This window comes from Streptomyces paromomycinus, assembly GCF_003865155.1.
Classification (GTDB): domain Bacteria; phylum Actinomycetota; class Actinomycetes; order Streptomycetales; family Streptomycetaceae; genus Streptomyces; species Streptomyces chrestomyceticus.
Genome location: NZ_BHZD01000001.1, coordinates 1,636,255 through 1,660,127, shown reverse-complemented (window position 1 = coordinate 1,660,127; position 23,873 = coordinate 1,636,255). Strand labels below are relative to the sequence as shown.

At 73.8% G+C, this 23,873-nt stretch carries 22 protein-coding genes; 9 read left to right on the top strand and 13 right to left on the bottom strand.

Annotated elements, in window-relative coordinates; all coding sequences use genetic code 11:
* Nucleotides 1–20: 20 nt before the first annotated feature.
* Entirely contained in the window at nt 21–1,109 is a 1,089-nt protein-coding gene (locus tag OEIGOIKO_RS06300) for a YihY/virulence factor BrkB family protein (RefSeq protein ID WP_125052591.1), read from the bottom strand.
* A gap of 233 nt (nt 1,110–1,342) precedes the next feature.
* Between OEIGOIKO_RS06300 and OEIGOIKO_RS06295 the strand changes: the two genes are divergently transcribed.
* From OEIGOIKO_RS06295 to OEIGOIKO_RS06285, 3 genes are read left to right on the top strand one after another with little or no spacing between them, the layout of a single operon-like run.
* Nucleotides 1,343–1,888 (top strand): RNA polymerase sigma factor, encoded by a 546-nt coding sequence (locus OEIGOIKO_RS06295; RefSeq protein ID WP_030020487.1) that lies wholly within the window; start codon nt 1,343–1,345, stop codon nt 1,886–1,888.
* Complete coding sequence (locus OEIGOIKO_RS06290) at nt 1,879–2,532, top strand: Asp23/Gls24 family envelope stress response protein (RefSeq protein WP_125052589.1); 654 nt, start codon at nt 1,879–1,881, stop codon at nt 2,530–2,532. The genes OEIGOIKO_RS06295 and OEIGOIKO_RS06290 overlap by 10 nt, the downstream gene beginning before the upstream one ends.
* Nucleotides 2,529–2,966 (top strand): Asp23/Gls24 family envelope stress response protein, encoded by a 438-nt coding sequence (locus tag OEIGOIKO_RS06285; RefSeq protein WP_246177234.1) that lies wholly within the window; start codon nt 2,529–2,531, stop codon nt 2,964–2,966. Before OEIGOIKO_RS06290 ends, OEIGOIKO_RS06285 begins: the two co-directional genes overlap by 4 nt.
* Before the next feature lie 69 nt (nt 2,967–3,035).
* On the opposite strand, the gene OEIGOIKO_RS06280 is transcribed toward OEIGOIKO_RS06285, so the two are convergent.
* Nucleotides 3,036–4,079, bottom strand: a complete 1,044-nt coding sequence (locus tag OEIGOIKO_RS06280; protein ID WP_246177233.1) for a DUF1266 domain-containing protein — start codon at nt 4,077–4,079, stop codon at nt 3,036–3,038.
* A gap of 106 nt (nt 4,080–4,185) precedes the next feature.
* On the opposite strand from OEIGOIKO_RS06280, the gene OEIGOIKO_RS06275 reads away from it, so the two are divergent.
* Together OEIGOIKO_RS06275 and OEIGOIKO_RS06270 are read left to right on the top strand one after the other, a co-directional pair.
* Nucleotides 4,186–5,133, top strand: coding sequence for a methyltransferase (locus OEIGOIKO_RS06275; RefSeq protein WP_125052587.1), 948 nt, complete (start codon nt 4,186–4,188; stop codon nt 5,131–5,133).
* A 101-nt stretch (nt 5,134–5,234) separates the two neighbouring features.
* The gene (locus OEIGOIKO_RS06270) at nt 5,235–5,660 is read left to right on the top strand and encodes a VOC family protein (RefSeq protein WP_125052585.1); all 426 of its coding nucleotides are present in this window, start codon (nt 5,235–5,237) and stop codon (nt 5,658–5,660) included.
* Between the two features lie 259 nt (nt 5,661–5,919).
* Here the strand turns inward: OEIGOIKO_RS06270 and OEIGOIKO_RS06265 are convergent, their stop codons facing one another.
* From OEIGOIKO_RS06265 to OEIGOIKO_RS06245, 5 genes are all read right to left on the bottom strand, one after another.
* Nucleotides 5,920–6,240, bottom strand: coding sequence for an SH3 domain-containing protein (locus OEIGOIKO_RS06265; protein WP_125052583.1), 321 nt, complete (start codon nt 6,238–6,240; stop codon nt 5,920–5,922).
* Nucleotides 6,241–6,505: 265 nt separating this feature from the next.
* On the bottom strand, nt 6,506–7,336 hold the full coding sequence (locus OEIGOIKO_RS06260; RefSeq protein WP_125052581.1) for an aldo/keto reductase: 831 nt from the start codon (nt 7,334–7,336) through the stop codon (nt 6,506–6,508).
* A gap of 97 nt (nt 7,337–7,433) precedes the next feature.
* Nucleotides 7,434–8,450, bottom strand: coding sequence for a hypothetical protein (locus OEIGOIKO_RS06255; protein WP_125052579.1), 1,017 nt, complete (start codon nt 8,448–8,450; stop codon nt 7,434–7,436).
* Between the two features lie 107 nt (nt 8,451–8,557).
* Entirely contained in the window at nt 8,558–10,384 is a 1,827-nt protein-coding gene (locus tag OEIGOIKO_RS06250) for an AMP-dependent synthetase/ligase (RefSeq protein WP_246177232.1), read from the bottom strand.
* A gap of 353 nt (nt 10,385–10,737) precedes the next feature.
* Entirely contained in the window at nt 10,738–11,622 is an 885-nt protein-coding gene (locus tag OEIGOIKO_RS06245; RefSeq protein ID WP_125058498.1) for a LysR family transcriptional regulator, read from the bottom strand.
* Between the two features lie 255 nt (nt 11,623–11,877).
* On the opposite strand from OEIGOIKO_RS06245, the gene OEIGOIKO_RS06240 reads away from it, so the two are divergent.
* A complete protein-coding gene (locus OEIGOIKO_RS06240; RefSeq protein WP_125052577.1) occupies nt 11,878–12,999 on the top strand; it encodes a bile acid:sodium symporter family protein in 1,122 nt (373 codons plus the stop codon).
* Nucleotides 13,000–13,031: 32 nt separating this feature from the next.
* Here OEIGOIKO_RS06240 and OEIGOIKO_RS06235 read toward each other — a convergent pair whose 3' ends face one another.
* Together OEIGOIKO_RS06235 and OEIGOIKO_RS06230 are read right to left on the bottom strand one after the other, a co-directional pair.
* Complete coding sequence (locus tag OEIGOIKO_RS06235) at nt 13,032–15,041, bottom strand: exo-alpha-sialidase (RefSeq protein WP_174857132.1); 2,010 nt, start codon at nt 15,039–15,041, stop codon at nt 13,032–13,034.
* A 270-nt stretch (nt 15,042–15,311) separates the two neighbouring features.
* Nucleotides 15,312–16,253, bottom strand: coding sequence for a quinone oxidoreductase family protein (locus OEIGOIKO_RS06230; RefSeq protein WP_125058494.1), 942 nt, complete (start codon nt 16,251–16,253; stop codon nt 15,312–15,314).
* A gap of 141 nt (nt 16,254–16,394) precedes the next feature.
* On the opposite strand from OEIGOIKO_RS06230, the gene OEIGOIKO_RS06225 reads away from it, so the two are divergent.
* On the top strand, nt 16,395–16,889 hold the full coding sequence (locus OEIGOIKO_RS06225) for a MarR family winged helix-turn-helix transcriptional regulator (RefSeq protein ID WP_125052575.1): 495 nt from the start codon (nt 16,395–16,397) through the stop codon (nt 16,887–16,889).
* A gap of 170 nt (nt 16,890–17,059) precedes the next feature.
* Here OEIGOIKO_RS06225 and fdhD read toward each other — a convergent pair whose 3' ends face one another.
* Nucleotides 17,060–17,914, bottom strand: coding sequence for a formate dehydrogenase accessory sulfurtransferase FdhD (fdhD, locus tag OEIGOIKO_RS06220; protein WP_125052573.1), 855 nt, complete (start codon nt 17,912–17,914; stop codon nt 17,060–17,062).
* Between the two features lie 253 nt (nt 17,915–18,167).
* The gene (locus tag OEIGOIKO_RS06215) at nt 18,168–19,421 is read right to left on the bottom strand and encodes an FAD-dependent monooxygenase (RefSeq protein ID WP_125052570.1); all 1,254 of its coding nucleotides are present in this window, start codon (nt 19,419–19,421) and stop codon (nt 18,168–18,170) included.
* 271 nt (nt 19,422–19,692) lie between these two features.
* Between OEIGOIKO_RS06215 and OEIGOIKO_RS06210 the strand changes: the two genes are divergently transcribed.
* Nucleotides 19,693–20,370, top strand: coding sequence for a GntR family transcriptional regulator (locus OEIGOIKO_RS06210; RefSeq protein ID WP_125052568.1), 678 nt, complete (start codon nt 19,693–19,695; stop codon nt 20,368–20,370).
* Nucleotides 20,371–20,434: 64 nt separating this feature from the next.
* Here the strand turns inward: OEIGOIKO_RS06210 and OEIGOIKO_RS06205 are convergent, their stop codons facing one another.
* A complete protein-coding gene (locus OEIGOIKO_RS06205) occupies nt 20,435–21,625 on the bottom strand; it encodes a serine hydrolase domain-containing protein (protein WP_125058492.1) in 1,191 nt (396 codons plus the stop codon).
* Between the two features lie 410 nt (nt 21,626–22,035).
* On the opposite strand from OEIGOIKO_RS06205, the gene OEIGOIKO_RS06195 reads away from it, so the two are divergent.
* On the top strand, nt 22,036–22,812 hold the full coding sequence (locus OEIGOIKO_RS06195; protein ID WP_125052566.1) for a MerR family transcriptional regulator: 777 nt from the start codon (nt 22,036–22,038) through the stop codon (nt 22,810–22,812).
* A 36-nt stretch (nt 22,813–22,848) separates the two neighbouring features.
* Here the strand turns inward: OEIGOIKO_RS06195 and OEIGOIKO_RS06190 are convergent, their stop codons facing one another.
* Nucleotides 22,849–23,847: a hypothetical protein gene (locus OEIGOIKO_RS06190; protein WP_125052564.1), complete on the bottom strand. Its 999-nt coding sequence runs from the start codon at nt 23,845–23,847 to the stop codon at nt 22,849–22,851.
* Nucleotides 23,848–23,873: the final 26 nt, after the last annotated feature.

Below are 23,873 nucleotides of genomic sequence, written 5' to 3'. Positions count from 1 at the left end.
GGAGAGCTGGGCGGGCGCGCTCAGCTCTTCCCTTCCGTGCTGCCGCCGGACGCACCGGAACTCTCGCCCTCGGACGCACCGGAGTCCCCGCCCTCGGACGCACCGGAGCCCGCACCCTCGGACGCACCGGAGTCGCCGCCCTCAAGCGCATCGCTGTCCGCGTTCCCGACCGCATCGTCCGACGCATCGCCGTCCGCGCTCTCCATCCGGGCCAGCTCGGCGTTGAACTGGGCGCCGCTCAGCAGGGACAGGTGGGAGAACCACAGCCATATCAGGAAGACGACGGGCCCGGCGAGCGACCCGTACAGCCGGTTGAACGTGCCCACGTACGAGGCGTAGAACGTGAACCCCGCCGAGGACACCAGCCACATCAGCACCGCTACCACCCCGCCGGGCACCGCGCGCCGCCCGCGCGTCCGGGACGGGCCCGTACGGAAGAGGACCATCACCAGCACGACGGCCAGCAGCAACAGCAGCGGCCACTGCACCAGGTTCCACGTCTCCGCGCCTGCCTCGCCGAGCCCCAGCCCCCGCCCGGCCGCAGTCGCTATCGGCCCGCTGACCAGCAGCACGACCGCACTGCTGATCAGCAGCGCCAGCAGCAACAGCGCCGTCGCGAGAATGCGCGGCGCCTTGCGCCACGGCGGCCGGTCGTCCTTGACGCGGTACATCGCGTGCAGGGCCCGCCGGAACACCGCCAGGTAGCTGCACGACGACCACAGGGCGCTGACCAGCGCACCCCCGACCAGCATCCACACGGCGGTGCGCTGCTGCGCCATGGTGACCAGGGCCCGGCGGACGGTGCCGCCCGACCCGGCGGGGGCGAGGGCGCTGATGTGGTTGATCAGCTCCTCGGTGGAGGCGGGATTGGCCAGGCCGACCAGCGAAATGGTGACGATCACCGAGGGCAGCAGGGCCAGCACCGAGTAGTACGTCAGGCTGGCCGCCCAGTCGGACACGTCGTCGTTCCAGATCGAGACCGGGGTACGGCGGGCCGCGGTGCGGATCCGGGGCCAGCTGGGCAGCGCGGCGCGGCGTGCGCGTGACCTGCCGGCGCCGGCCGAGAGCGCCGTCGGATGCAGTCCGCGGTCCGTACCGCCACCGCCCATGGGTGTCCGTCCTCTCCTCGTGCCGCGCGCGCCGTGCGCCCGGTCCGTCTGCCCGTTCGCGCAGCGTACAAGCGTGCGGAGCGCGCTCCGTCCGGTGGTGCGCCGTGGTAGGCGTCTTCCCTGCGGCCGGCTCGGGTGACGGGGCGGAAACGCCGGTGATGCCCGTATAGCCGCAAAGCGGTGCATTGTGTCCGTCTCCGGTGAAGATGGTCAGGGAAGGAAGGAGCCGGTGAGTGCCCGAACCCAGCGACGCCCTGCTGGCCGTACGTGCCGCAGAAGGGGACGAGGGGGCCTTCGAGGTGCTCGTACGGCGGCACAGCGCTCAGCTCCTGCGCCTGGCGACCCGGCTGCTCGGCAGCCGCACCGACGCGGAGGACGCCGTGCAGGACGCCTTCGTGAGCGCCTGGCGCCGCATCCCGGAGTTCCGCGGCGACGCCGCGTTCGCGACCTGGATGTACCGCATCGTCACCAACCGGTGCCTGAACCTGCTGCGGGCCCGCAGGCCCACCCAGGACCTCGGCTCGGTGCCCGAGCCGAGCGCGCCCGAGCACGCGTCCTCGCCGGTGCGGGCGGCCGAGTCGACCGCCGCCGTCGAGGCGCTGATGCGGGCGATGGACGGACTCACCCCGGAGCAGCGAGCCTGCTGGGTGCTGCGCGAGCTGCACGCCCTGCCGTACGAGGAGATCGCCGCGGTGGTGGGCATCAGCCACCAGGCGGTCCGTGGCAGGGTCTTCCGGGCACGCCGCTATCTGACGGAGGCGATGGGCGCATGGCGCTAGGTGAGCACGACGACCCGATCCTGCCCTGCGGCCGCGCGCTGTCGTCCGTGTGGGAGGAGAGCGAGGCGGAGCGCACGGACGGTCCGGCCGGGGACGGCGCCCCGGACGCCGGTCCGCACGCAGACCGGTGTCCGTACTGCCAGGAGGCGCTCTCGGGCCTCGGCGTCCTCGACCGTTACGTACGCGAAGCCCGGCAGAGCGCGGGGACGGCGGGCCGCGACGAGGAGGAGCGGAGCGCCGAACGCTTCACGGCCCGGGTGATGGACCTGGTCAGAACCGAACTCCGGCCCGGCAGGACGCTGCCGCTGGGCGACCCGGAGGACGACGCCTGGATCACCGAGGCCGCGGCGGCCAAGTCCTTCCGCGCCGCCGCCGAGACCCTGCCGGACGTCCAGGCGGGCAGCTGCCGGGTCACCCTGCTCGCGCCGCGCGGGCCCATGAAGGTGGCGATCGAACTGGCGGCCGGGTACGCGTGGCCGCTGCCCGCACTGGCCGACCGGGTACGCGAACGGGTGCGCGCGGCCGCGCGGGACGGCATCGGCCTGGAGGTCGAGGAGGTGGACGTCACCGTCGTCGACCTGGTCGACGGGGAGGCGGAGGGCTCCGGCGGGCATCCGGAGGCCGGCGAGGGGGACAGGTCATGAGCCAGATCATGAGCGGTGACGCGCAACTGCACGCCGCGGTTCTCCGTGCCGCCGCAGGGGCCGCCAAGGACACCCCCGGTGTCGCCTTCCTCCGGCCCGGCCTGGGCGAACTGCTCCGGGGAACGGTGGCGCGGTCGACCGGAACCGGCTCCGGCGCCCGGCCCGGCCCGGGTACCGTCTCCCGGTCCGGCGCCGGTTCTCCCTCCCCGTCCGGGCGGGGCGGCCGGGTGCCCGGCGTACGGGCCGACCGCGGCCCCGGCTCCGGGCCGTGGCGGATCCGCGTCCACCTGGCCGTCCGGCGCGGTCACCGGGCCCTGGACGTGGTCCGCGCGGTCCGGCCACGCGTCATGTCGGCGGTCCAGGAGACGCTGCGGACGGCGGGCGAAGCCCCACCCGAGGTCGCCGTGACGGTGACCGTCACGGACATCACCTGAAGAGCACCACCTGAAGAGCACCACCTGAAGGACATCACCTCGGAGCACCCCGCCGCGTGTCCCGCCGGGTCAGGCGAAGGGTAGATTCGCCCACGGCGAGGCCGGGTCCTGGCCGAGCACTCGGTGCAGGTGCACCGCCTCCTGGTACGCCGTGCCGAACCAGCCGTTGTCGAAGGCCAGCGCCCGGCCCAGCGCGTACCCCGCCGAGAACTCCTGCCAGGAGCCGTACGCCGCGCGCGCCAGCTCACCGGCGCGCAGTACGGCCTGCTCGGCCTCCGGCGGCGCGCAGTAGCGGGCCCCGAGCCCCCAGCGGACGAGGGCGACGGCATGCGCGTAGTCCAGGGCGACGAGCGACTTCACCTGCCCGTCCGCGGGCAGCACCCCGTCCGCACGGAAACGCTCCTCGTACTTGTCCACCAGCTCCGGCACACTGCCGGCTCCGGTGTCTTCCCCACCGGCGCGGGCACGCAGCGCGGCTTCCGTCCCGGCCGGTACGAAGCCGGCGTCGAGCAACTGGCCGAGGCGCTGCTGCCAGGACGCCGGATCGGTGACCGACCACTGCTCGTGCAGCAGCTGGGCGTCGGCCGCGTAGTCGAGGAAGGCGGTGCCCAGTTCGTTCCACGGCACGCTGTGGTGCACGGCGACCGGGGCGCCGCAGGCGAGTCCCTGGGCGAGCGGACCGTGCAGCGGACCGCCGAGGTGGGTGGTGAGCAGCCCGCCGGGACGGACTCCGTACTGGGCGCGGATGCGCGTCCAGGCGCCGCGGTGCGCGGCGGTGGCCGGCAGGTACGCGGCACACGGCGTACCCGGGTTGACCGCCAGGTTCCACCGGTCGTTCGGCCAGTCCTGCGCCAGCTCCTCCACCGTGACCCGGTCGAAGAGCTGCTGGGGGTGCCAGGGCGGCAGCATGCCGCGGGTCGTCACGGGGATGCACGTACCGCCGCCGGCCGGGTCCTCGTAGACCGGCAGCGGGTCCTGGCCCTGCTGGGGCACCGCCAGATACAGGTCCTCGCCGGCCACGGCCGCGACTTGGCCTTCCCGGTCGCCCCGCGCACCGGCCTCGCACAACCGCCGTTCCGTCTCGGTCGGCGGTATCCATCCTGGAGTTCCCACGGAGCAGAACCTTACGGTGGGCGGTCCGGCGGCCCAGAAGGCGGGGTGTTTTGCCGGACCAGCAAGGATGTTTGCCTTATGGCCCGCCCTGCCGGACGCTCGCACCATGACGGACCACCACCACGGCACCACCACCCCGGCGCCCGAGCACGGCCACGACCATGGTCAGGGCAACGGCCACCACCACGACCACACGCACATGGACTGGGACGCGCTCGCCGCCTACCTCGAAGGCGAGGCGGAGTTCCTGACCCCGCTCCTCGAACAGGCCACCGCCTGGCTCCGGGACCTGCTGACGCAGTCGTCCGGCCCGGGGCCCGACGAGGTCCGCCGGGTGCTCGACGTCGGCAGCGGCCCCGGCGTCACCAGCTGCCTGCTCGCCCAGGCGTTCCCGCAGGCCGAGATCGTGGCGGTGGACCCGACCGAGGCGCTCCTCGGACGGGCCCGGGAACGCGCCGCCCGGCTGGGCCTCGGCGACCGGTTCCGTACCCAGGTGGCCGAGCTGCCCGACCACATCGACGCCGTCGGGGACGCGGACCTCATCTGGTCCAGCAAGGCCCTGCACCACGTCGGCGACCAGGCGGCCGCCGTGGCCGCGCTGGCCCGGCGGCTCCGTCCGGGCGGGCTGCTCGTCGCGTCCGAAGGCGGCCTCGCCCCCCGGTTCCTGCCCCGCGACTTCGGCATCGGCCGTCCCGGCTTCCAGGCGCGTCTCGACGCGGTGCAGGAGGACTGGTTCGCCCAGATGCGCGCCGCGCTGCCCGGCAGCCGGGCCGTCGTCGAGGACTGGCCCGCCCTCCTGACCGCCGCGGGCCTGCGCTCCCCGCACAGCCGCAGCTTCCTGCTCGACCTGCCCGCCCCGCTCGCCCCGGCCGGACGGGCCCAACTCACCCTGCTGCTCTCCCGCTTCGCCGAGAAGGCCGGCGACGACCTGGACGAGGAGGACCGTGCCACCCTCGCCCGCCTCCTCGACCCGGACGACCCGGCGGGCATCGCCCGGCGCCCGGACCTCTTCTGGCTCTCCGCCCAGACCTTCCACACGGCACGAGCGGCCTGACGGCCCGGCGGCCGGCCGCCGGGCGGGGCAGGACGGTAAATGACGATCGCTTCTGTTTCCGACCGGCGCGCGGGGGACACCCGCTGTCAGAGGTGATCACATTGTCCGGAGCGAACGCGCTGACTCTGCACCAGGTGGTGCTGGACAGCACCGACATCCGGGGGCTGGCGGAGTTCTACCGCTCGCTGCTCGGCCTGGTCTACAGGCCCGGGGACGAACCGCCCGAGGCGGGGCGACCCGACGAACGGGGGCAGGACTGGCTGGTACTGCACACCGCCGACGGCAGGCCGCGGCTGGCCTTCCAGCACGTCGGCCGGCTGACGCGGCCGACGTGGCCCGACGGGCCGGTGCCGCAGCAGCTGCACCTGGATCTGAGCGTGTCGTCGGTCGAGGAACTCACGGCGCAGCACGAACGGGTCCTGAGCCTCGGCGGCCGCCTGCTGTCCGACAACAAGCAGGGGCCGGAAGAACCCTTCCGGGTCTATGCCGATCCTGCGGGCCACCCCTTCTGCATCTTCGTCGACTGAGCGCCCCGCCCTGGGAGCGGGCGGGACGCGACGGCACCGCCCGGCCGCCGCCCCCCGTAGAGCCACGTCCATGGCCTGCCGCGCACGCCCCCGTCGGTGTGCTCTCGTGCGCGATGGGCAGGACGTGGCCGAACGGCGGCCGGCCGGTGCCGGGCGGGGTGGTGGCCCTCCCGGCCGGGAAGACCCCTCCACCACCCCGCCGTGTGATCAGCTCGCCGGCCCGGAGCGCGGGCCTGTGGCCGGGCCGGCGGGCCGGTCCTCAGCAGTCCAGGTAGGCGCGGTGGATCCACACCCCGGTGCGGCCGCCCCACAGGTCACCCATGACCCAGGAGCCTTCGGTGCCGCGCGCGTTCATCTTCTGGCCCCGGTTCACCTGGCCCAGCACCGGGTAGCCGGTGCCCGGGCCGCCGCGGTAGTTGACGCCGTTGTCGTTGACGGTGCAGACGACGGCCTGGACCGCGGGCGAGGTTGTCTGGCGGGCAGGGGCCGGACCGGCGGCGGTGGCCATGGTGCCGCCGCCGAGGGCGAAGACGGCCGCGGTGGCCGCGAGAGCGGCGGCGGCGCGGGGAATGCGGATCATCTGAAGCTCCTCCGTTGGGTGATCCTCGGTGCGCCGGGGCCGTCGGCTGCCCGGACCCGGCACCCTGACCTTCGTCCCGCGCCGGGCTGCGGGCCAAGGGGTTTCCCGTCCCCCGCGGGGCGTGGGAAACCGGGAAACCGGGTGTGAGCTGGGAGGGACGCGAGGAGGAGATGGAACGGACGGGACGGAAAAGGCGGCGCCGCCGTCCCGGGTGGGGCGGCGGCGCCGGAAGGTGCCGCACCGGACCGGAGTCCGGGCAGGCGTCTCAGCCGTTCATGGTGTCCGGGTCCGGGCCCAGGCGGGTGCCGGAGTCCAGGGCCGCGAGGGCGGACAGGTCGGCGTCGTCCAGCTCGAAGCCGAAGACGTCGATGTTCTCCTTGATCCGGGACGGGGTCACGGACTTCGGGATGACGACATTGCCGAGCTGGAGGTGCCAGCGGAGCACGATCTGCGCGGGGGTGCGCCCGTACTTCTCGGCGAGCCCGGTGACGGTCGTGTTCTTCAGGAGGTCCTTGCCCTGGCCCAGCGGCGACCAGGCCTCGGTCGCGATGCCGTGCCGGGCGTGGAAGGCGCGCAGCTCGGACTGCTGGAGCTGCGGGTGCAGCTCGACCTGGTTGACCGCGGGCACGACGGACGTCTCGCCCATCAGCCGCTCCAGGTGGGCGGGCTGGAAGTTGGAGACGCCGATGGCCTTGGCGCGGCCCTCTGCGTAGATCTTCTCGAACGCCCGGTACGTGTCCACGTACGTGTCCTTGGCGGGCATCGGCCAGTGGATCAGGTACAGATCCACGTACTCCAGGCCCAGCTTGCCGAGGGAGGTGTCGAAGGCGCGCAGGGTCGCGTCGTAGCCCTGCTCGTCGTTCCACAGCTTCGTCGTCACGAAGAGCTCGTCACGCGCGATGCCGGAGGCGGCGAGCGCCTTCCCCGTGCCCTCCTCGTTGCCGTAGATCGCGGCGGTGTCGATGCTGCGGTACCCGGCTTCCAGGGCGTGGCCGACGGCCGTGGCGGCCTCGTCGTCCGGCACCTGCCAGACGCCGTAGCCGAGCTGCGGCATGGCGACGTCGTTGTTGAGGGTGATGTGGGGGACCTTGCTCACGAGCGATTCGATCCTTAGGTCGTCGTACATGTTCTCCAACGTCAACGATCATCCCGTACGGAGCATTCCCGCGCACCTTCGGTACGTGCGGAAAAGTTCAGCCCGTGCCGACACCTTCCGGCGCGGGTGCGGACGAGGACGCCGTACGGGCCGTCTCGGCGGCCAGGGTGAGGGCGCCGAGGCAGAGCACGACCAGCCCCGTGACCAGCTCCAGGGCGCCCGCCAGGCCGGGCAGGCCGCGGGTGGGAGCCGGCCCGCCGCCGGTCAGGGCGTCGGCCACGGTCCACGAGAGCCACATCGTCCCGCCCCACGCGAACACCGTCGCGGAGCCCAGCCAGGCCAGCGCGAGCGGCACCCGCGTACGCAGCCGCCGCAGCCGCCCCCGGTGGGGAAAGAGGAGAGCGGCCAGCCCGGCCGCGCCGGCCAGCGCCAGCAGGCCCTGGACCACGCCGGACGTGGCCGTGACGACGCTCCGCGCGGGCAGGGCCGCCGCTCCGGGGCCCGTCGGCACCCCGAGGCCCCACAGCACGTCGACGATGCCGAGTACGGCGAGGAGCACCGCAGCGGGCACACCGAGCAACCGCCGTGCCGCCCGTACACCAGCGGCGGGAGCGGGTACGGACTCCAGCCGCCGCCGCAGCAGCGTGCCCCAGCGCCGGTGCGCGTAGAGCCAGAACGCGCTCAGCAGGGTGAGGCCCTCGACGATGAAGGCGCCGTAGACCAGCACGTAGACCCAGGGTTCGAGGAAGTCGCCGGATGCCATCGGATTCGCCGCGCCGGTCAGGGCGGCGACGGCGGAGCCGGTGGGCACGGTGATCATCAAGGGCGTGAGCAGCCCGGCCGCCATCCACAGGGGCAGTGCGAGCAGCCAGGCGGGGGCCCGCAGGCCGGACGGGCGGGTGAGGGTGTACGCGATGGCGGCGGCGACGGCGTCCATCAGGAACGTGACGGCGTTGGCCGCGATCCAGGTGCCCCGGCCGGCCCTGCCCACGTCCACGATGCCGAGGTCATGGCCCAGGATCCACAGCAGTTTGAGGAGGAGGTACGGGGCGCAGGCCGCGACGGCCACGCGCCCCAGGAGGACCTGGCGGCCCATGAGCTGTTCGGTGTTCATGACACGAGCCTCCCGGCGGCGCCCGGACGGCACCTCCGGCCGGGGGACGAACCGCCTCCGCCGCGCGGGGGAGGCGGGGGTACGACCGTGCGGCCCCTCGTGCCCCCTCACGCCCGGTACAGCGCCTCCACCTCCGTCGCGTACGCCGCCTCGATGGCCTTGCGCTTCAGCTTGAGCGACGGCGTCAGCAGACCGTGCTCCTCGCTGAACTGGTGCGCCAGTATCCGGAACGTACGGATCGACTCGGCCTGCGAGACCAGCGTGTTGGCGGCGACCACGGCCCGCCGGATCTCCGTCTCCAGGTCGGGGTCGTGCACCAGGTCGGTCGGCGGCAGCTCCGGCTTGCCGCGCATCCTGAGCCAGTGCCCGACCGCCTCCGGGTCCAGCGTCACCAGCGCGGCCACGTACGGGCGGTCGTTGCCGACGACGATGCACTGGGCGACCAGCGGGTGCGCCCGGACCCGCTCCTCCAGGACGACCGGGGAGAGAGTCTTGCCGCCGGAGGTCACCAGGATCTCCTTCTTCCGGCCGGTGATCGTCAGGTAGCCGTCCTCGTCGAGCGCGCCGAGATCGCCGGTGGCCAGCCAGCCGTCGCGCAGGACGGCGTCGGTGGCCCGCGCGTTGTTCAGGTAGCCCTGGAAGACCTGGCCGCCGTGCAGCCAGATCTCGCCGTCCTCGGCGATGTGCACGGTCGTCCCGGGGACGGGGGAGCCGACCGTGCCGAAGCGGGTGCGCTCGGGCGGGTTGGCGGTGGCGGCGGCGGTGGACTCCGTCAGGCCGTACCCCTCGTAGATGGTCACACCGGCGCCGGCGAAGAACAGCCCGAGCCGGCGCTCCATCGCCGAACCGCCCGACATGGCGTGCCGCACCCGGCCGCCCATCGCCTCCCGCACCTTGCTGTAGACCAGCTTGTCGAAGAGCTGGTGCTGCATGCGCAGCGGCGCGCCGGGTCCGGACGCGGTGCCGAACGCCTTGTGCTCCAGCGCCTCGGCGTAGCGGACCGCCACGTCGACGGCTTTCTCGAACGGGCCGAGCCGCCCCTCCGCCTCGGCCTTGCGCCGGGCCGCCGCGAAGACCTTCTCGAAGATGTACGGCACGGCGAGGATGAAGCTGGGCCGGAACGACTGGAGGTCCGGCAGCAGGGCGGCGGCGGACAGCTCGGGCTGGTGGCCGAGCTTGACCCGCCCGCGTACCGCCGCGACCTGCACCATCCGGCCGAAGACATGGGCGAGCGGCAGGAACAGCAGGGTGGACGCCTCGTCGCCGGGCCTGGAGTGGAACACCGTCTCGTAGCGCTGGACGACGTTGTCGGCCTCGGCCATGAAGTTCGCGTGGCTGATCACGCAGCCCTTCGGGCGGCCGGTGGTGCCGGAGGTGTAGATGACCGTGGCGGTCGCGTCCGGGGTGACCGCCATCCGGTGGCGGTGCACCACGTCGTCCTCCAGGTGCGCGCCCGCCGCCGTCAGCTCGGTGACCGGGTCGGCGTCCAGCTGCCACAGGCGGCGCAGCTGCGGCAGCCGGTCGATGACCGAGCCGACGGTCATCGCGTGGTCCTCGTGCTCCACCATGCAGGCCGACACCCCCGCGTCGTGCAGCATCCAGAAGACCTGCTCGGCGGACGAGGTGGGATACAGCGGTACGGGCTGGGCGCCCACGGACCACAGGGCGAAGTCGAACAGCGTCCACTCGTAGCGGGTACGGGACATGATCCCGACCCGGTCGCCGAACCGGACGCCCTGCGCGAGCAGCCCCTTGGCCAGGGCCAGCACCTCGTCACGGAACTGCGCCGCGGTCACGTCCTGCCACCGGCCGGCGTCGTCCTTGCGCGCCAGCGCGGTCCGGCCGGGATCCGAGCCGGCATGATCGAACACAGCGTCCGCCAACCCGCCGACGCGGGGCGCCGTCGCCAAAGGCGGGACGGAGAACTCGCGCAATGACCCAGCTCCTCGACGTGCTTCTCACCGGGCCGAGACCGTACCCCAACACCGCGGCCCGCGGGAGGGGCGGCCGGCCGGCCGGACCGGTGGCGTAGTCGCTGGTCATGAGGCGAAAACGGGCTACTCAGGAGAAGCCCGGACATCGTCGGGGGCGCCGTGCCCCCGACGATCACGACGCCGGGACCGGATCTGCACCAAATCTCTTCGTGGCCCGGCGCGTCTTTTCCGGGCGAGCGCGCCGGTACGGGCGGGGCGGCCGTCCGCCGTACTCCGCCGTACTCCGCCGTACTCCGGCGTTCTCCGGCGTTCTCCGTCGGTCGGAGGGACGGCGGCTCGCCGCGGCCGCGCCGTCACGGCAACTGCAGTCGGTCGCCGCCCGCCAGTATCGCGTCGGCCAGCGCGTCCGCCGGGCCCCTGGCCGCACCGTCCCGTTCCCCGTGCAGCAGGACGAAGTCCACCCCGCCGAGATCCGGCAACCCGGCCCGGGACGGCACCCGCCCCAGGCCGGGCGGGATCATGCCGAGGCTGTGGGCCATCACGCCCAGGCCCGCCCGGGTGGCCGCGATCAGGCCGTTGAGGCTGCCGCTCGTACAGGCGATGCGCCAGTCGCGGCCCTGTCGCTCCAGCGCCTCCAGCGCGCGGGCCCGGGTCACCGCCGGCGGCGGGAACACCACCAGCGGGACCGGCCGCCGCGCGTCCAGCCGCAGCCGGTCCGTGCCGACCCACACCAGCCGGTCCCGCCAGACGAGCCGGCCGGTGGGCGCCTCCGCCCGGCCGCGTGCCGGGCCGGGGCGCCGCTTGGCCAGTACGAGGTCGAGACGGCCGGCCGCCAGCAGTTCGTGCAGCGTCCCGGAGAGTTCGACCGTCAGCTCCAGGTCCACCTCGGGGTGGTCGCGCCGGAACTCCTCCAGCACCTCCGGCATCCGGGTCAGCACGAAGTCCTCCGAGGCCCCGAACCGCAGCCGGCCGCGCAGCCGCGTGCCCGTGAAGAAGCCCGCGGCCCGTTCGTTGGCCTCCAGGATGGTGCGGGCGAAGCCGAGCATCGCCTCACCGTCCTCGGTGAGGTCCACGGCATGGGTGTCCCGGGCGAACAGCCGCCGCCCGGCCGCGTCCTCCAGCTTGCGCACGTGCTGGCTCACGGTGGACTGCCGCAGGCCGAGCCGGTGCGCGGCCTGCGTGAAGCTCAGCGTCTGCGCCACCGCGAGGAACGTCCGCAGCTGTACGGGATCGAACATGGCCCCGGTCCGGTCACTCATCACGCGTCTCCGCGCATCATCACACCATCGTTCATCACACATCATGATGACAGTCACCACGGTGAGAGGGCTTCCCGATGGCTGTACCACCAGGCAGGCTGGAGAGGGCACCGTCCACACCACCTGCACCGTTCAACCCACCTGCACCGCTCGCCGCACCTGCATCGTCAGCCCCTCCCGCACTGTCCGCCCCTCGCCCCCTCGCCCCACCCGCCCCACCCGCGAAGAGAGAACATGCGCCGCCCTCAGCTCAGAATCCCCTCCTGGCTCCCCGTGGACGGATTCATCCTGGCCCTCGTCGGTACCGTCGGCCTCGCGGCCCTGCTCCCCGCCCGCGGTGCGGCCGCCACCGTCGCCGACGACGCGTCGACCGGTGCCGTGGCGCTGCTCTTCTTCCTCTACGGCGCCCGGCTCTCCACGCGGGAGGCGGTGGACGGGATGCGCCAGTGGCGACTGCATCTGACGGTGCTGGCGTGCACGTTCGTCCTCTTCCCCCTGCTGGGGCTGGCCGCCGGCGGCCTCGTCCCGTACCTCCTGACGCAGCCCCTCTACACCGGCCTGCTCTTCCTGTGCCTGGTGCCCTCCACCGTGCAGTCCTCGATCGCCTTCACCTCCATAGCGCGCGGCAACGTCGCGGCGGCGATCTGCGCGGGCTCCTTCTCCAGCCTCATCGGGATCGTCGTGACACCGCTGCTTGCGGCGCTCCTCCTGGGCAGTGACGGCGGCGGGTTCTCGGCGAGCTCACTGGTCTCGATCGTCTTCCAGCTCCTGGTGCCGTTCCTCGCCGGCCAGCTGCTGCGCCGCTGGATCACCGGCTTCATCACCCGCCACAAGAAGATCCTGGGCCTCGTCGACCGCGGCTCGATACTCCTCGTCGTCTACACCGCCTTCAGCACGGGCATGGTCCAGGGCATCTGGCACCAGGTCTCGCCGTGGCGCCTGCTGGGCCTGCTGGCCGTCGAGGCCGTCCTGCTGGCCCTGATGCTGACGATCACGTCCTACGGTTCCAGGAAGGCCGGGTTCGCCCGCGGCGACCGGATCGCCATCACGTTCGCAGGCTCGAAGAAGAGCCTGGCCGCCGGGCTCCCCATGGCCAGTGTCCTGTTCGGCGCGCAGGCCGGGCTGGCGGTGCTGCCGCTGATGCTGTTCCACCAGATGCAGCTGATGGTCTGCGCGGTCCTCGCGAAGCGGTACGCGGCACAGGCGCCCGATGATCGGGAGTCCGGGACCGGGGGCGGGCCCGGGGATCTGACCGAGCCCGGCGAGCGAGAGGCGGGGGTGCGGCCGCGGCTTGGTGTCGATCCAGGCGGCGCGGAGCAGGCCGGTGCGGTACGACCGGCCCACTCCGCTCCGTGACTACCGGCGCACACCCGTGATGTGACGGGTCGTCAGTCCTCCTCGTCCACCCGGTCCAGCGGCAGGTGCAGGACGACGGGACCGGGGACGCGGGCGTTGTCCCCGCGTACGCGTGCCAGCTCGTCGTCGTCCAGCGCGCGCCCGTAGACCCGCACCTCGTCCAGGTCGCCGGAGAGCTGGGAGCGGCTGTCCACCTTCTGGCCCGCGTGGACGCCGAAGACCGAGGTGCGGCTCACGGAGCCCGGCACGTCGGGGACCGTGCGGGTCTCGGCGCCGTCGACGGTGAGTGTCAGCCGTCCGCCGGTGCGCCGCAGCGCCAGGTGGTGCCACGCGCCGTCGTTGTACGCGGCGGTGGCGGCGACCTCGGCGGTGGCGGGCGGCCGGGCCCCGTCGAGCGCGGTGATGTGGGCGACGACCCGGTTACGCGCGGGGTCGCCGCGCAGCGCCACCTGCGGACTGCGGCTGCCCACCCCGCCCATCCACAGGAAGGGCTGCTCACCGGAGGCGGCGCGGTAGCGGAACCAGAGGCTGCACGTGAAGTCGCCGCTGCCGAGGGGCAGTGCGCGGCGGAAGGGCAGCCGTACGGCGTCGTCCCGGCCGTCGAAGGAGAGCCCGTCGCCGAAGCGGCCGGCGGCCGGCCGGGCGCCGCCCAGGGCGAGCGCCGGACGGGCGTGCCGCCCGTGGTCGGGCGTCGTCGGGTCGGGGGCGCGGCGCGGGCCGAGCCAGTCGTCGGTGAAGCGCGCGAAGCGGATCTCGTCCCGGGCGTCGGCCGCGCCGCCCTCGTACAGCAGACCGGTCGAGCCGGGCGCGACGGACACCAGGTCGGAGTAGCCGGACCAGTCGGTGGTGACCCGGGCGCCCCGGTCGACGCCTTCCCAGGTGCGGCCCTCGTCGTAGGAGGAGCGGACGGTCATGGTACGGCGGCGGTCCGGGTCGGCGGGCGCGGCGAGCAGCGTACGGCCTGCCTTGCCGGAGCCGGGTGCCGGCAGCCGTAGCACCGAGCCCTGCACCATCGGCGCGTACAGGTCGGGCAGGGTGCGGAAGGGCCGGGCGAAGGTCTCGCCGCCGTCGTGGCTGACGGCCGCCGTGCGGTGGCCGAGGTCGGTGCCGTCCTGCTCGCGCGCGTTGACGTACACCGAGCCGTCGGAACGTTCCAGCAGGCTCATCTCGGACGGCTTCTGACGGAACGTGCCGTCGGCGGCGATCGGGTAGCTGTCCACGGCGCCGACGCGCCAGTTGTCGCCGCCGTCGTCGCTGAGCACGAGTGCCGCGTGGTTGGCGGTTGTCCGGCCGCCCGCGTAGCTCTCCGCGTTGACGGTGAGGACCAGGCGTCCGGCGTGCCGTCCGCGGGCGAGCTGGACGCCGTGCACGGGGCCGGTGGCGTACCAGGAGTTCCAGCCGGCGGGCCGGAGTTCGGCGGTCAGGTCGCGGGGCGCGGACCAGGTGGCGCCGTCGTCGTCGCTGTACTGGAGGTGCGGGGTGCGGTCGCAGGGTACGCCGCAGTTCGCGGCGTCGGGGCGGCCCTTGTTGTAGGTCTCCGCGAGCAGGATGCGGCCGGTCTCGCGGTCGACGACGGGGGCGGGGTTGCCGTGGGTGTCCCCGCCGCCCTCGTTGACGACCTGGAGGGGGCCCCAGGTGCGGCCGCCGTCGGTGGAGCGTTTCAGTACGAGGTCTATGTCGCCGGCGTCTCCGCAGTCGCGCACCCGGCCCTCGGCGAAGGCCAGCAGGGTGCCGGCGGTGGACCGGACGATCGCCGGGATGCGGAAGCACGCGTAGCCGTGCTCCTGGGACGCCTTGAACAGTACCTGCTGCTCGAAGCCGGTGGCGGGGGAGGCGGTACGGGAGGTGGCGGCGGGGGGCGCCGGACGGGCCTGGGCGGTGGCCACCGGGACGAGGACGGCGGCCGCCGTGGCGAGCGCGGCCAGGGTGCGGACCCGGGGCCGGGTGCCGATCCGGGCCCGGGGGCCGCCGTGGGCGGGGGCGCCGGCCCCGGTGGCGGGTCTGCGGCGGTGGTTGTCGTGTGCGCGGAACGGTGACGTCATGATCCGACCTGCCCTTCGAGGCATCGGCGAGGCATCGGCGAGGCGTCGCGGAGGATGAGAGAGGAGACGTACGACCGGACGATGACCAGACGTATGACCGGTGCCGGACATCCGACGTAGGACGTCCCATGTCCGCTCTCCAGTGCGCAGGAAGCTACTGGGCCCCCGGCACCGCCACAAGCCACACGCGGCGGTTCTTCGCACCCGGCCGGATTTCCCCCGTCCGCACCACGGCGGGCACATCAGTACGGCTCTCGCCGTGAGGACTGCTCAGGGGATCAGTACGACCTTGCCGAGGTTGGCGCGGGTCTCGATGATCTCGTGCGCGCGGGCCGCCTCGGCCAGCGGAACCCGGGCGTGCACGGCGGCTCGCAGGCGCCCGGCGAAGAAGTGGTCCCACAGCTCGGCGCCGTGCCGCTCGTACCGCTCCGGGCGGGTGGCGGCGAACCGCGCCATGGTGAGGCCGGTGATCGTCTTGGCGCCCGCGAGGAGGTCGTAGGCCGGGACCGTACCGCCGCCCGAGTTGAAGAACACCAGCCGTCCGCCCGGCGCGAGGGCCGCCACCGCGCGCGGCAGCAGCTCCCCGCCGACGCCGTCGAGGACGATGTCGACGGGCTCGCCCCAGGACGCGTCCTCGTACGTCACGACCTCGTCGGCGCCGAGCCCGTACAGGAAGTCCGCCTTCGCGGCGGAGCTGACGGCCGCCACCACCCGCGACACGCCCCGCAGCTTGGCCAGTTGCACCGCCAGGTGCCCGGTGGCGCCGGCCGCGCCCGTGATCAGCACCGACTCCCCGTCGGCCGGGGCGGCGGTGGCCAGCGCTGCGAGCGCGACCTGTCCGCCGCGTACCAGGGCGACGGCGTCCACGGCGGCCGCGGCGTCCGGTATGCGGGCGGCCATCGCGGCGGGCACGGTGGCCGCCTCGGTGTACGAGCCGGTGAAGGAGAGCGAGGTGACACGGTCGCCGACCGCGAACCCGGTGACGTCCGGGCCCAGGCCGACGACCGCACCGGCCACCTCGCCGCCGAGCACGGCGGGGAGCGGCACGCCACCGCCGTTCCCGTCACCGCGCGTCCGGCGGACGGACGGCAGCGTCACGCCGATGGCCTCCGTACGGACGAGCAGTTCGCCGGGGCCCGGCACGGGGACCTCGGTCTCCTCGACGCGCAGGACTTCGGGTCCGCCGTAGGAATGGAAACGGACTCGCCGCACGGGCACCTCCGGGAGGGTGGGCGCGGCCGGACGCCACGCAGGGGCGGTCGCCCGGGATCGGATCGCCCGAGAACCATTGGGTGCCCCAACGGTAGCAGTGTTTGTTGGGGCACCCAATGGTTTTGCGGATAGGCTGGTCCCATGCCCGAGACTCCGTACGCCCCCTCCCGCATCCGCTCCCTCCCCAGCTGGCTGCTCGGCCGCGCGGCGGCCCGCGGCCACCGCCTCGTCGCGGAGGCGCTGGCCGAGGAGGGGATGCGGATGATGCACCACGCGGTGCTCTCGGCCGTCGGCGAACTGGGGCCCGTCTCCCAGGCCGAACTGGGCCGCAGTGTGGGCATCGACCCCAAGGACATGGTCGCCGTCGTCAACGACCTCCAGGCCGACGGGCTGGTGACGCGCACCCCCGACCCGAAGGACCGGCGCAAGAACGCCGTCGAGATCTCCGCGGCGGGGCGGCACCGGCTCCGGCGTACGGAGGAACTGGGCGACCGGGCCAACGACGAGCTGACCGCGGGCCTCACCCCGGCCGAGCGGGAGCAGCTGATGGCGCTGCTCGCGCGGGTGGTGGAGCCGGGGGCGGAACCGAAGGGGAAGTCGGGGGCGGGCTCGGAGGGGGAGCCGGGGGCGGGCTGACGTGCTGCCCGGTCCGAACCCCGCGCTCGGGCTCTGTCCGGTTGGCACCCCGTGCTCAGGCCCTGTCCGGCTCGTACCCCGCGCTCAGCCCTCCCCGGCTCGCCCCCCCGCGCTCGGGCTCTGTCCGGTCCGAGCCCCGCGCTCAGCCCTCCCCGGCTCGCACCCCGCTCTCAGGCCCTCCCCGCCGCCGCGCCCAGCGCGATCCGCTCCTCGCCCGCGTACACGTTCATCGACGTCCCCCGCAGGAACCCGACCAGCGTCAGACCGCTCTCGACGGCCAGGTCGACGGCGAGGGAGGACGGCGCGGAGACGGCGGCGAGGGCCGGGATGCCCGCCATGACCGCTTTCTGTACGAGTTCGAACGACGCCCGGCCCGAGACCATCAGGACGGTGTCGCGCAACGGCAGCCGGCCCTCCTGGAGGGCGCGGCCGACGACCTTGTCGACGGCGTTGTGGCGGCCCACGTCCTCGCGGACGTCGAGGAGTTCGCCGTCGGAGTCGAAGAGCGCGGCGGCGTGCAGCCCGCCGGTCCGGTCGAACACGCGCTGCGCGGCCCGCAGCCGGCCGGGGAGGGCGGTCAGGGTCGCGGGCGTGATGCGGGCCGCGGCGTCGGCGGGCGGGTCCAGGTGCCAGCGGGCGGACGTGCGGACCGCGTCCAGGCTCGCCTTGCCGCACAGGCCGCAGGACGACGACGTGTAGACGTTGCGTTCCAGGGAGATGTCGGGGACGGGCACGCCGGGCGCGAGCTGCACGTCCACCACGTTGTACGTGTTCGACCCGTCCTCGGTGGCGCCCGCGCAGTACACGATGTTCGCCAGCTCCCCGTCGCTCCCCAGCACGCCCTCGCTGACGAGGAAGCCCGCGGCCAGCGCGAAGTCGTCGCCCGGCGTGCGCATCGTGACGGCGAGCGGCCTGCCGCCGAGGCGGATCTCCAGCGGCTCCTCGCCGACGAGGGTGTCCGGGCGTGCGCTCACGGCTCCGTCGCGGATGCGGATGACGCGGCGTCGCTCGGTGACCCGTCCCATGTCTGATCAGTCCCGTCCGTCCTGGTGCGCCGGCCCGTGGCAGCGGGCCGGTCTCGGCGGTTCCATTGTCCGGTACGCGGTCGGCAGCTTGTACGAGGTCCGTCGCCCGCCGCCAGGGCCCACGAGGTCCGTCGCCCGCCGCCAGCGCCTACGAGATCCATCGCCCGCCGCCGGTGCGTACGCGCCCCGTCGCCCGCCGCCGGTGCCTACGCGCCCCGCAGCCCGCCGCCGGGAAGTACGCGCCCCGCTGCCCCTACCGCACCGTCCCGTGTGCTGCGCGCTGCCCGTCCGCTCCCCGCAGTACGCGCCCGCCGAACGCGGCCGCGCCCGCGCCTGCCCACAGCGCGTCCAGCTGCGCCTGGCCCACCGTCCGCCAGTCCGGGCTCCCCAGGACGAGGGCCTCGCCCAGCCGGCGGCCCAGCTCCATCATCGAGACTCCTACGGGACCGCGCGCGGCCCCGTACGCGGCGGACACCTCGGACCAGGTGCTCGCGGCGGTGATCGCCGTCTCCAGCACGGTGACGTCCTGAAGGGCCTTCACCGCGCCGCTGCCGGTGTGCGGGCGGGCGACCGTGGCCGCGTCCCCGGCGAGCAGCAGGCGACCCGCGGCGTACTGGGGCGCCGTGAAGTCGTACATCGGCTGGATGAACAGCTCCTCGGGCCGCGTGAGCTGGAGCAGGCCACCCCAGTAGGGCGGCAGGAGTTCCGCGGTGATCTGCGCGAAGCAGGCGTGCAGCGCCTCGCTGAGGGTGCCGGGCGGCAGGCTGGTGGGGGAGACCAGGCCGAGGGCGGTGTCCGGCGGCGGGACGGCGTACAGCACCCAGTTGGCGCGGTGGCCGCCGGTGCCGTCCGGGATGCGGTAGATGACGGCGTGACCGCCGGGGAAGACGGCGAAGACGCAGTCCTCGACCGGCCAGACGTCGTCCGGGTCCGGGCCGAGTGCGGCCAGCCGCTCGGCGGGGAACGCGCCGCGCCAGGCGAGGTACCCGGCGTACGCGGGCCGTACGTCGGGGAAGGCGGCGCCGCGGACCACGGAGCGGTAGCCGTCCGCGCCGACGACCAGGTCGGCGTGGTGGGCGCTGCCGTCCTCAAGGAGCACCGTCGCGCCGTCGGGTGAGGACTCGACCGTACGGACCAGGCTGTCGCCGCGGAACACGGCGGTCTCCGGCATCCGGGCGCGCAGCCCGTGCCAGAGCGGTCCCCAGTTGTACGTACGGAACGGAAAGGGCAGTTCCCCCACCGGCCGCCCGAGCGGCAGTTCGCCGTCGCGCGTGTACCAGCGGCGCCGCCAGAGCTGCAGCCACGGGATGCCGGTGTCCAGGTAGCCCGCCGACGCCAGCTCCGCGTAGCGGTCGTTGTGCACGGCCAGCCCGGCGCCGCGGTCCGCCAGCCGGCCGGCGGCCCGTTCGTACACCGTGACCTCCGCCGCGCCGCCCCGGTGTGCGGCGAGTGCGGCGGCGCAGCCGGCGATGCTGCCGCCCACGACGGCGACCGTTCCTCCGTGCATCGGCAACCCGCTTCTCTCGGCGGCTCCGAGTGGGGCGGAGCCGCGGTGGACCGAGGGTGTTCCAGCGGTCGTAGTTTCGCAGCACCTGCCGGTGTCCGGGGCGCAGGCGGCGGAAGGCGGCCGGTCGTGGTGGCCGGAAGGCGGCGGTTCTGCGAGTGGCCTGCGTCGGGGCGTCCGCGGTCGGTAGACTGTAGACGATAACCAATCGGCGTCCGCAGTACGGGCGTCCGCGCGGGAACACCGTCCCGGCCGCGTCACGGAGGGGTACTCGATGCTGTCCACAGGGCTGCCGCAGGGCGCCGTACCGAAACTGGAACGCCCCGGACCGCTGCGCGAGCGCGTCTACGAAGCGCTCCTCGAACTGATCACCACCCGCACGCTGCGCCCCGGCCAGCACCTGGTCGAGAGCGAGCTGGCGGGACATCTCGGGGTCTCCCGGCAGCCGGTCCGCGAGGCGCTCCAGCGGCTCAACACCGAGGGCTGGGTCGATCTGCGCCCCGCGCAGGGCGCGTTCGTGCACGAGCCCACCGAGGAGGAGGCCGACCAGCTGTTCACCGTACGGACGCTGCTGGAGGCGGAGGCCGCCCGGCTCGCCGCCGCCAACGCCGGGCCGGCCGGCATCGCGGAGCTGGCGGCGCTGTGCGACAAGGGTGAACAGGCGGTACGGGACGACGCGGTGGAGACCGCGGTCGCCACCAACGCGGAGTTCCACGCCAAGGTGATGGAGCTGGCCGGCAACGCCGTACTGGCCGGTCTGGCGGCGCAGGTCGGGCGACGGGTGCGCTGGTACTACACGCCCGTCGCCCGGCAGCGCGGAAAGCGGTCCTGGGCCGAGCACCGGGAGCTGATCGCGGCGATCACCGACCGGGACGAGGCACGGGCGTCCGCCGTCATGCGGGCGCACACCGAGCACACCCGGCGTACGTACCACGACCGCGACCGGGACTGACGGCGAAGCCGAGGTCGCTCGGCCCGCCGACCGGCCCGCCGTCGACCGGCCCGCCTCGGCCGCCTCAGCCGTTCGTTCCCGCCGCCTCGGCCGGCTCGGCCGGCTCGGCAGGCTCGTCGGCCGAGCCGGACCGCCCGCCGCCGAACACCTCCTCGACGAGCCGTTCCTGCGCCCGCAGGAACGGCAGTGTGAGAGACAGCGCGGCGTCGTCCACGTAGTTCAGCGAGGCGGTCAGGGTCCTGCTGCCGTCGAGCGTGCTGTACATCAACGCCGCGTGGCCGCCGGCGCCTCCGTTGTGGAAGAGGAGGGTGTCGCCGCCGGGGCCCGTGTCCTGCACGCGCAGCCCCAGGCCGAAGCCGCTCTTGGGGTGCGGCGCGCGCATCTCGGCCAGCAGCGGGGCCGGCAGGAGTCTGCCGCCCGCCAGCGCGGAGATGAACGTGTGGAGGTCCCGGGTGGTGGAGATCATGTCACCGCCGGCGGAGATCCAGGAGGGGTTGACCCGGGTGACGTCGACCGTCTCCGGCCGGCCGGCGTCCTCGTACCGGTAGTAGGCGTGGGCGTGCGGCTGGGGGATCTCCGGCGAGGCGCCCGGCACGATGGTGCCCGACAGGCCGAGCGGAACCAGGATCCGCTCCCGCGTCTCCTCGGCGCACGAGCGGCCGGTGACCTCCTCGACCAGCATCCTGGCCAGCACGTAGTTGGTGTTGGAGTAGCTCCAGTCGGTCCCCGGCTCGAACCGGGCCGGCTTGGACAGGGCCAGCCGTACCAGGTCGTCGGGCCGGTAGGTGTGGAACCGCTGGTCCACCCATTCCTTGCCCGAGATGGTGGAGGGGATCCCGGGCACCGTCGTCCCGTCCTCGTAGAACTCGCCGGTGAAGTTGAACACCCCGCTGGTGTGCTGCAGCAGCATCCGCACCGTGATCCGCCGGTCCAGCCCGAAGCCGGGCAGGTAGTCGTCCGCCGGGGCGTCCAGCGCGATCTTTCCCTCGGCCACCAGTTGCAGGACCAGGGTCGCGGTGAAGGTCTTGGTGTTGCTGCCGATCCGTACGTGCCCGTCGGCCGGCGGTTCGGCGGACCCGCCCAGCTCGGCCACTCCGGCGCTGCCGGTCCACTCGCCCCGCTCGTCGTGCACGCGCAGCGATATGCCGGTGATGCCGGAGTCGACGACCTCCTGGAGGACCTTTCGCAGCGCCGGGCGGTCCGGTCCGGCGGCGGAGTTCCCCGTGGTGCGGTTCTCCGTGGCCAGGTTCTGCATGGCGGGGTTCTCCGTGGTGGGGTTCTCCGTGGTGGGGTTGTGCGTGGCGGGGTTCTGCGTGGTGGGGTTCTGCGTGGTGCGGAGGGTCTTGGTCATGGTCATTCATTCCTCTTGGCGCGGTGGTGGGCGTCCGGCACGGCTCGGCAGCGCAACGGTGGCCCCGCGGCCACCGGCCCTTTCGAAGCGGTGCTGCGATGAGCGTCCACCCTGACCCAAGGTCAAGGTCAATCTCTGTCGGGGACATGCCCTGGGCGGTGACGGGCGCGCTACTCTCCCCCCTGTGATCGTCCGCAACTCGTACGCTCCGTACGCCCCGTACCTCTCCCGTCCCTCGCGCCTCTCCCGTCCCTCGCGCCCCTCTCGTCCCTCGCACCTCTCGCACCTCTCGTGCCGGAAGGCGGGCTGAGCCGATGGCGGACGGACTCACGATCGGCCAGGCGGCCGCCTTCGTCGGTGTCACGGTCAAGACGGTGCGGCACTATCACCGGCTCGGCCTGGTCGCCGAGCCGGAACGGGACAGCTCCGGCTACCGGCGTTACGGATCGGCCGACCTGCTCCGGCTGATCCAGGCACGCACCCTGGCCGGGGCCGGCGTGCCGCTGGCCGAGATAGCCGACCTGCTCGACGCCGGTCCCGAGCGGTTCGCCACCGCCCTGGACGACGTCCACCGCCGGCTCACCGAACGGATCGAGGACCTGACCGCGCGCCGCGACACGCTGCACCGGCTCACCCATGGCGACCGGGTCCTGCTGCCCGACCGGGCGTGCGCGGTCCTGGACCGGCTCGCCGGACTCGGTTTCCGGCCCGACTACGTGGCCGCTCAGCGGGAGGCGCTGGTGCTGGCCCGGGCGCTGGTCCCGGAGATCGTCGACAGCTTCCTGACCCGGCTCGAACTCCTCCTCGACGATCCCGAACACGTCGAGCTGACCCGGCGCGGCTGGGACGCGCGGTCCTGGGAGCCGGACGACCCGCGGATCGAGGAACTGGCGTCCGCGCTGACGGACAAACTGCTGGCCGACCGCGCGCGGCTGACGATGCCGGCCGGTTTCGGGAAGCAGACCGACGCCGCCGCGCGGTACCGGCTGGTCAACCGGCACGGGGAGGACCAGGCACCGTCCATCGCCCGGTTGAACACGCTGATCGAGGCGAACCTGCGCGCGGCCGGCGTCGACGTCCCGCGGCAGTGACGCCCGGTCAGGCCGCCACCGCCACGGGCAGCGGGGTCAGTCGGACGACACCTGGCGCAGCGGGTTCATGGCCACGTCGTTCACCGGGTCGACGGCCGGGTCGCTGAGCGGGCGGGGTGCGACGGCCGGTGGCTGGCCCTGCGGGGTACCGGGGGTCTGCTTCCGCGGGGTCCCCGAAGTTTGCGGAGTCCCGGAAGTCTGCGGGGTGCCGGGGGTCTGCTTCCGTGGGGTCCCCGAAGTCTGCGGGGTTCCGGAAATCTGCGGAGTTCCGGAGGTTTGCGGAGTTCCGGACGTCTGCGGGGCTGCGGGATTCTGCTTCCGCGCGGGGTCGGGCGTCTGCTTGCGCGCGGCGCCCGGCGCCTGCTCACCAGGGGCGGCCGGGGTGTGCTTCCGGGCGGTGCCGAGCCGGGCCGTACCGTCCCCGTCGAACATCCGCTGGCCCGCGGCGAGCGGCGAACGTCCCTGGAACGCGCCGCGGAAGGCGCCGACGCCTCGCTGGGTCAGGGTGAAGGGCAGCTGCGCCCGTACCTGTCCGCCACTCACCTTGACCCGGTTTCGGTCCACGCGGAACGCCAGGAAGTCGGTCCGGTGCGCCTTGGAGCCGCCCACGTTCGCGGTGACGCGCGAGGTGGCGAGGTCGGCCCGCAGGGAATCGATCTTCAGATGGCGCTTGTCCTTGCGTACGAAGTCGAAGCCGCCCCTGAAGGTGAGGTGCCCGGAGCCGGCGCGGAGGTCGAACGCGCCACCCGCGATGGGCGCGGACACGCACCGGCGTCCGGCCGGGCCGGTGAGCTTCGCCGGGGCGACCGCCGCGAGGCGGATTCCGGCTGATGCGAGCGCGCGGGTGGCAACGGGGGTGAGGCAGAAGTCGGCGGTGCCGGTCCCCACGCGCACTGACGTGCCCTGGGGGGCCTGCGGCGCGGCGTGTACGGGGGAGGCGGCGAGGGCGGTTCCGGCGCCCAGGGTGGCGGCGAGGGCCAGGATGCCCGCCGCGGTGAGGGAGTGCGGGCGGCGGCGGTCCGTGGGCAGGGGCATGGTGTGGTGTTCCGTTCTCGTGCGGG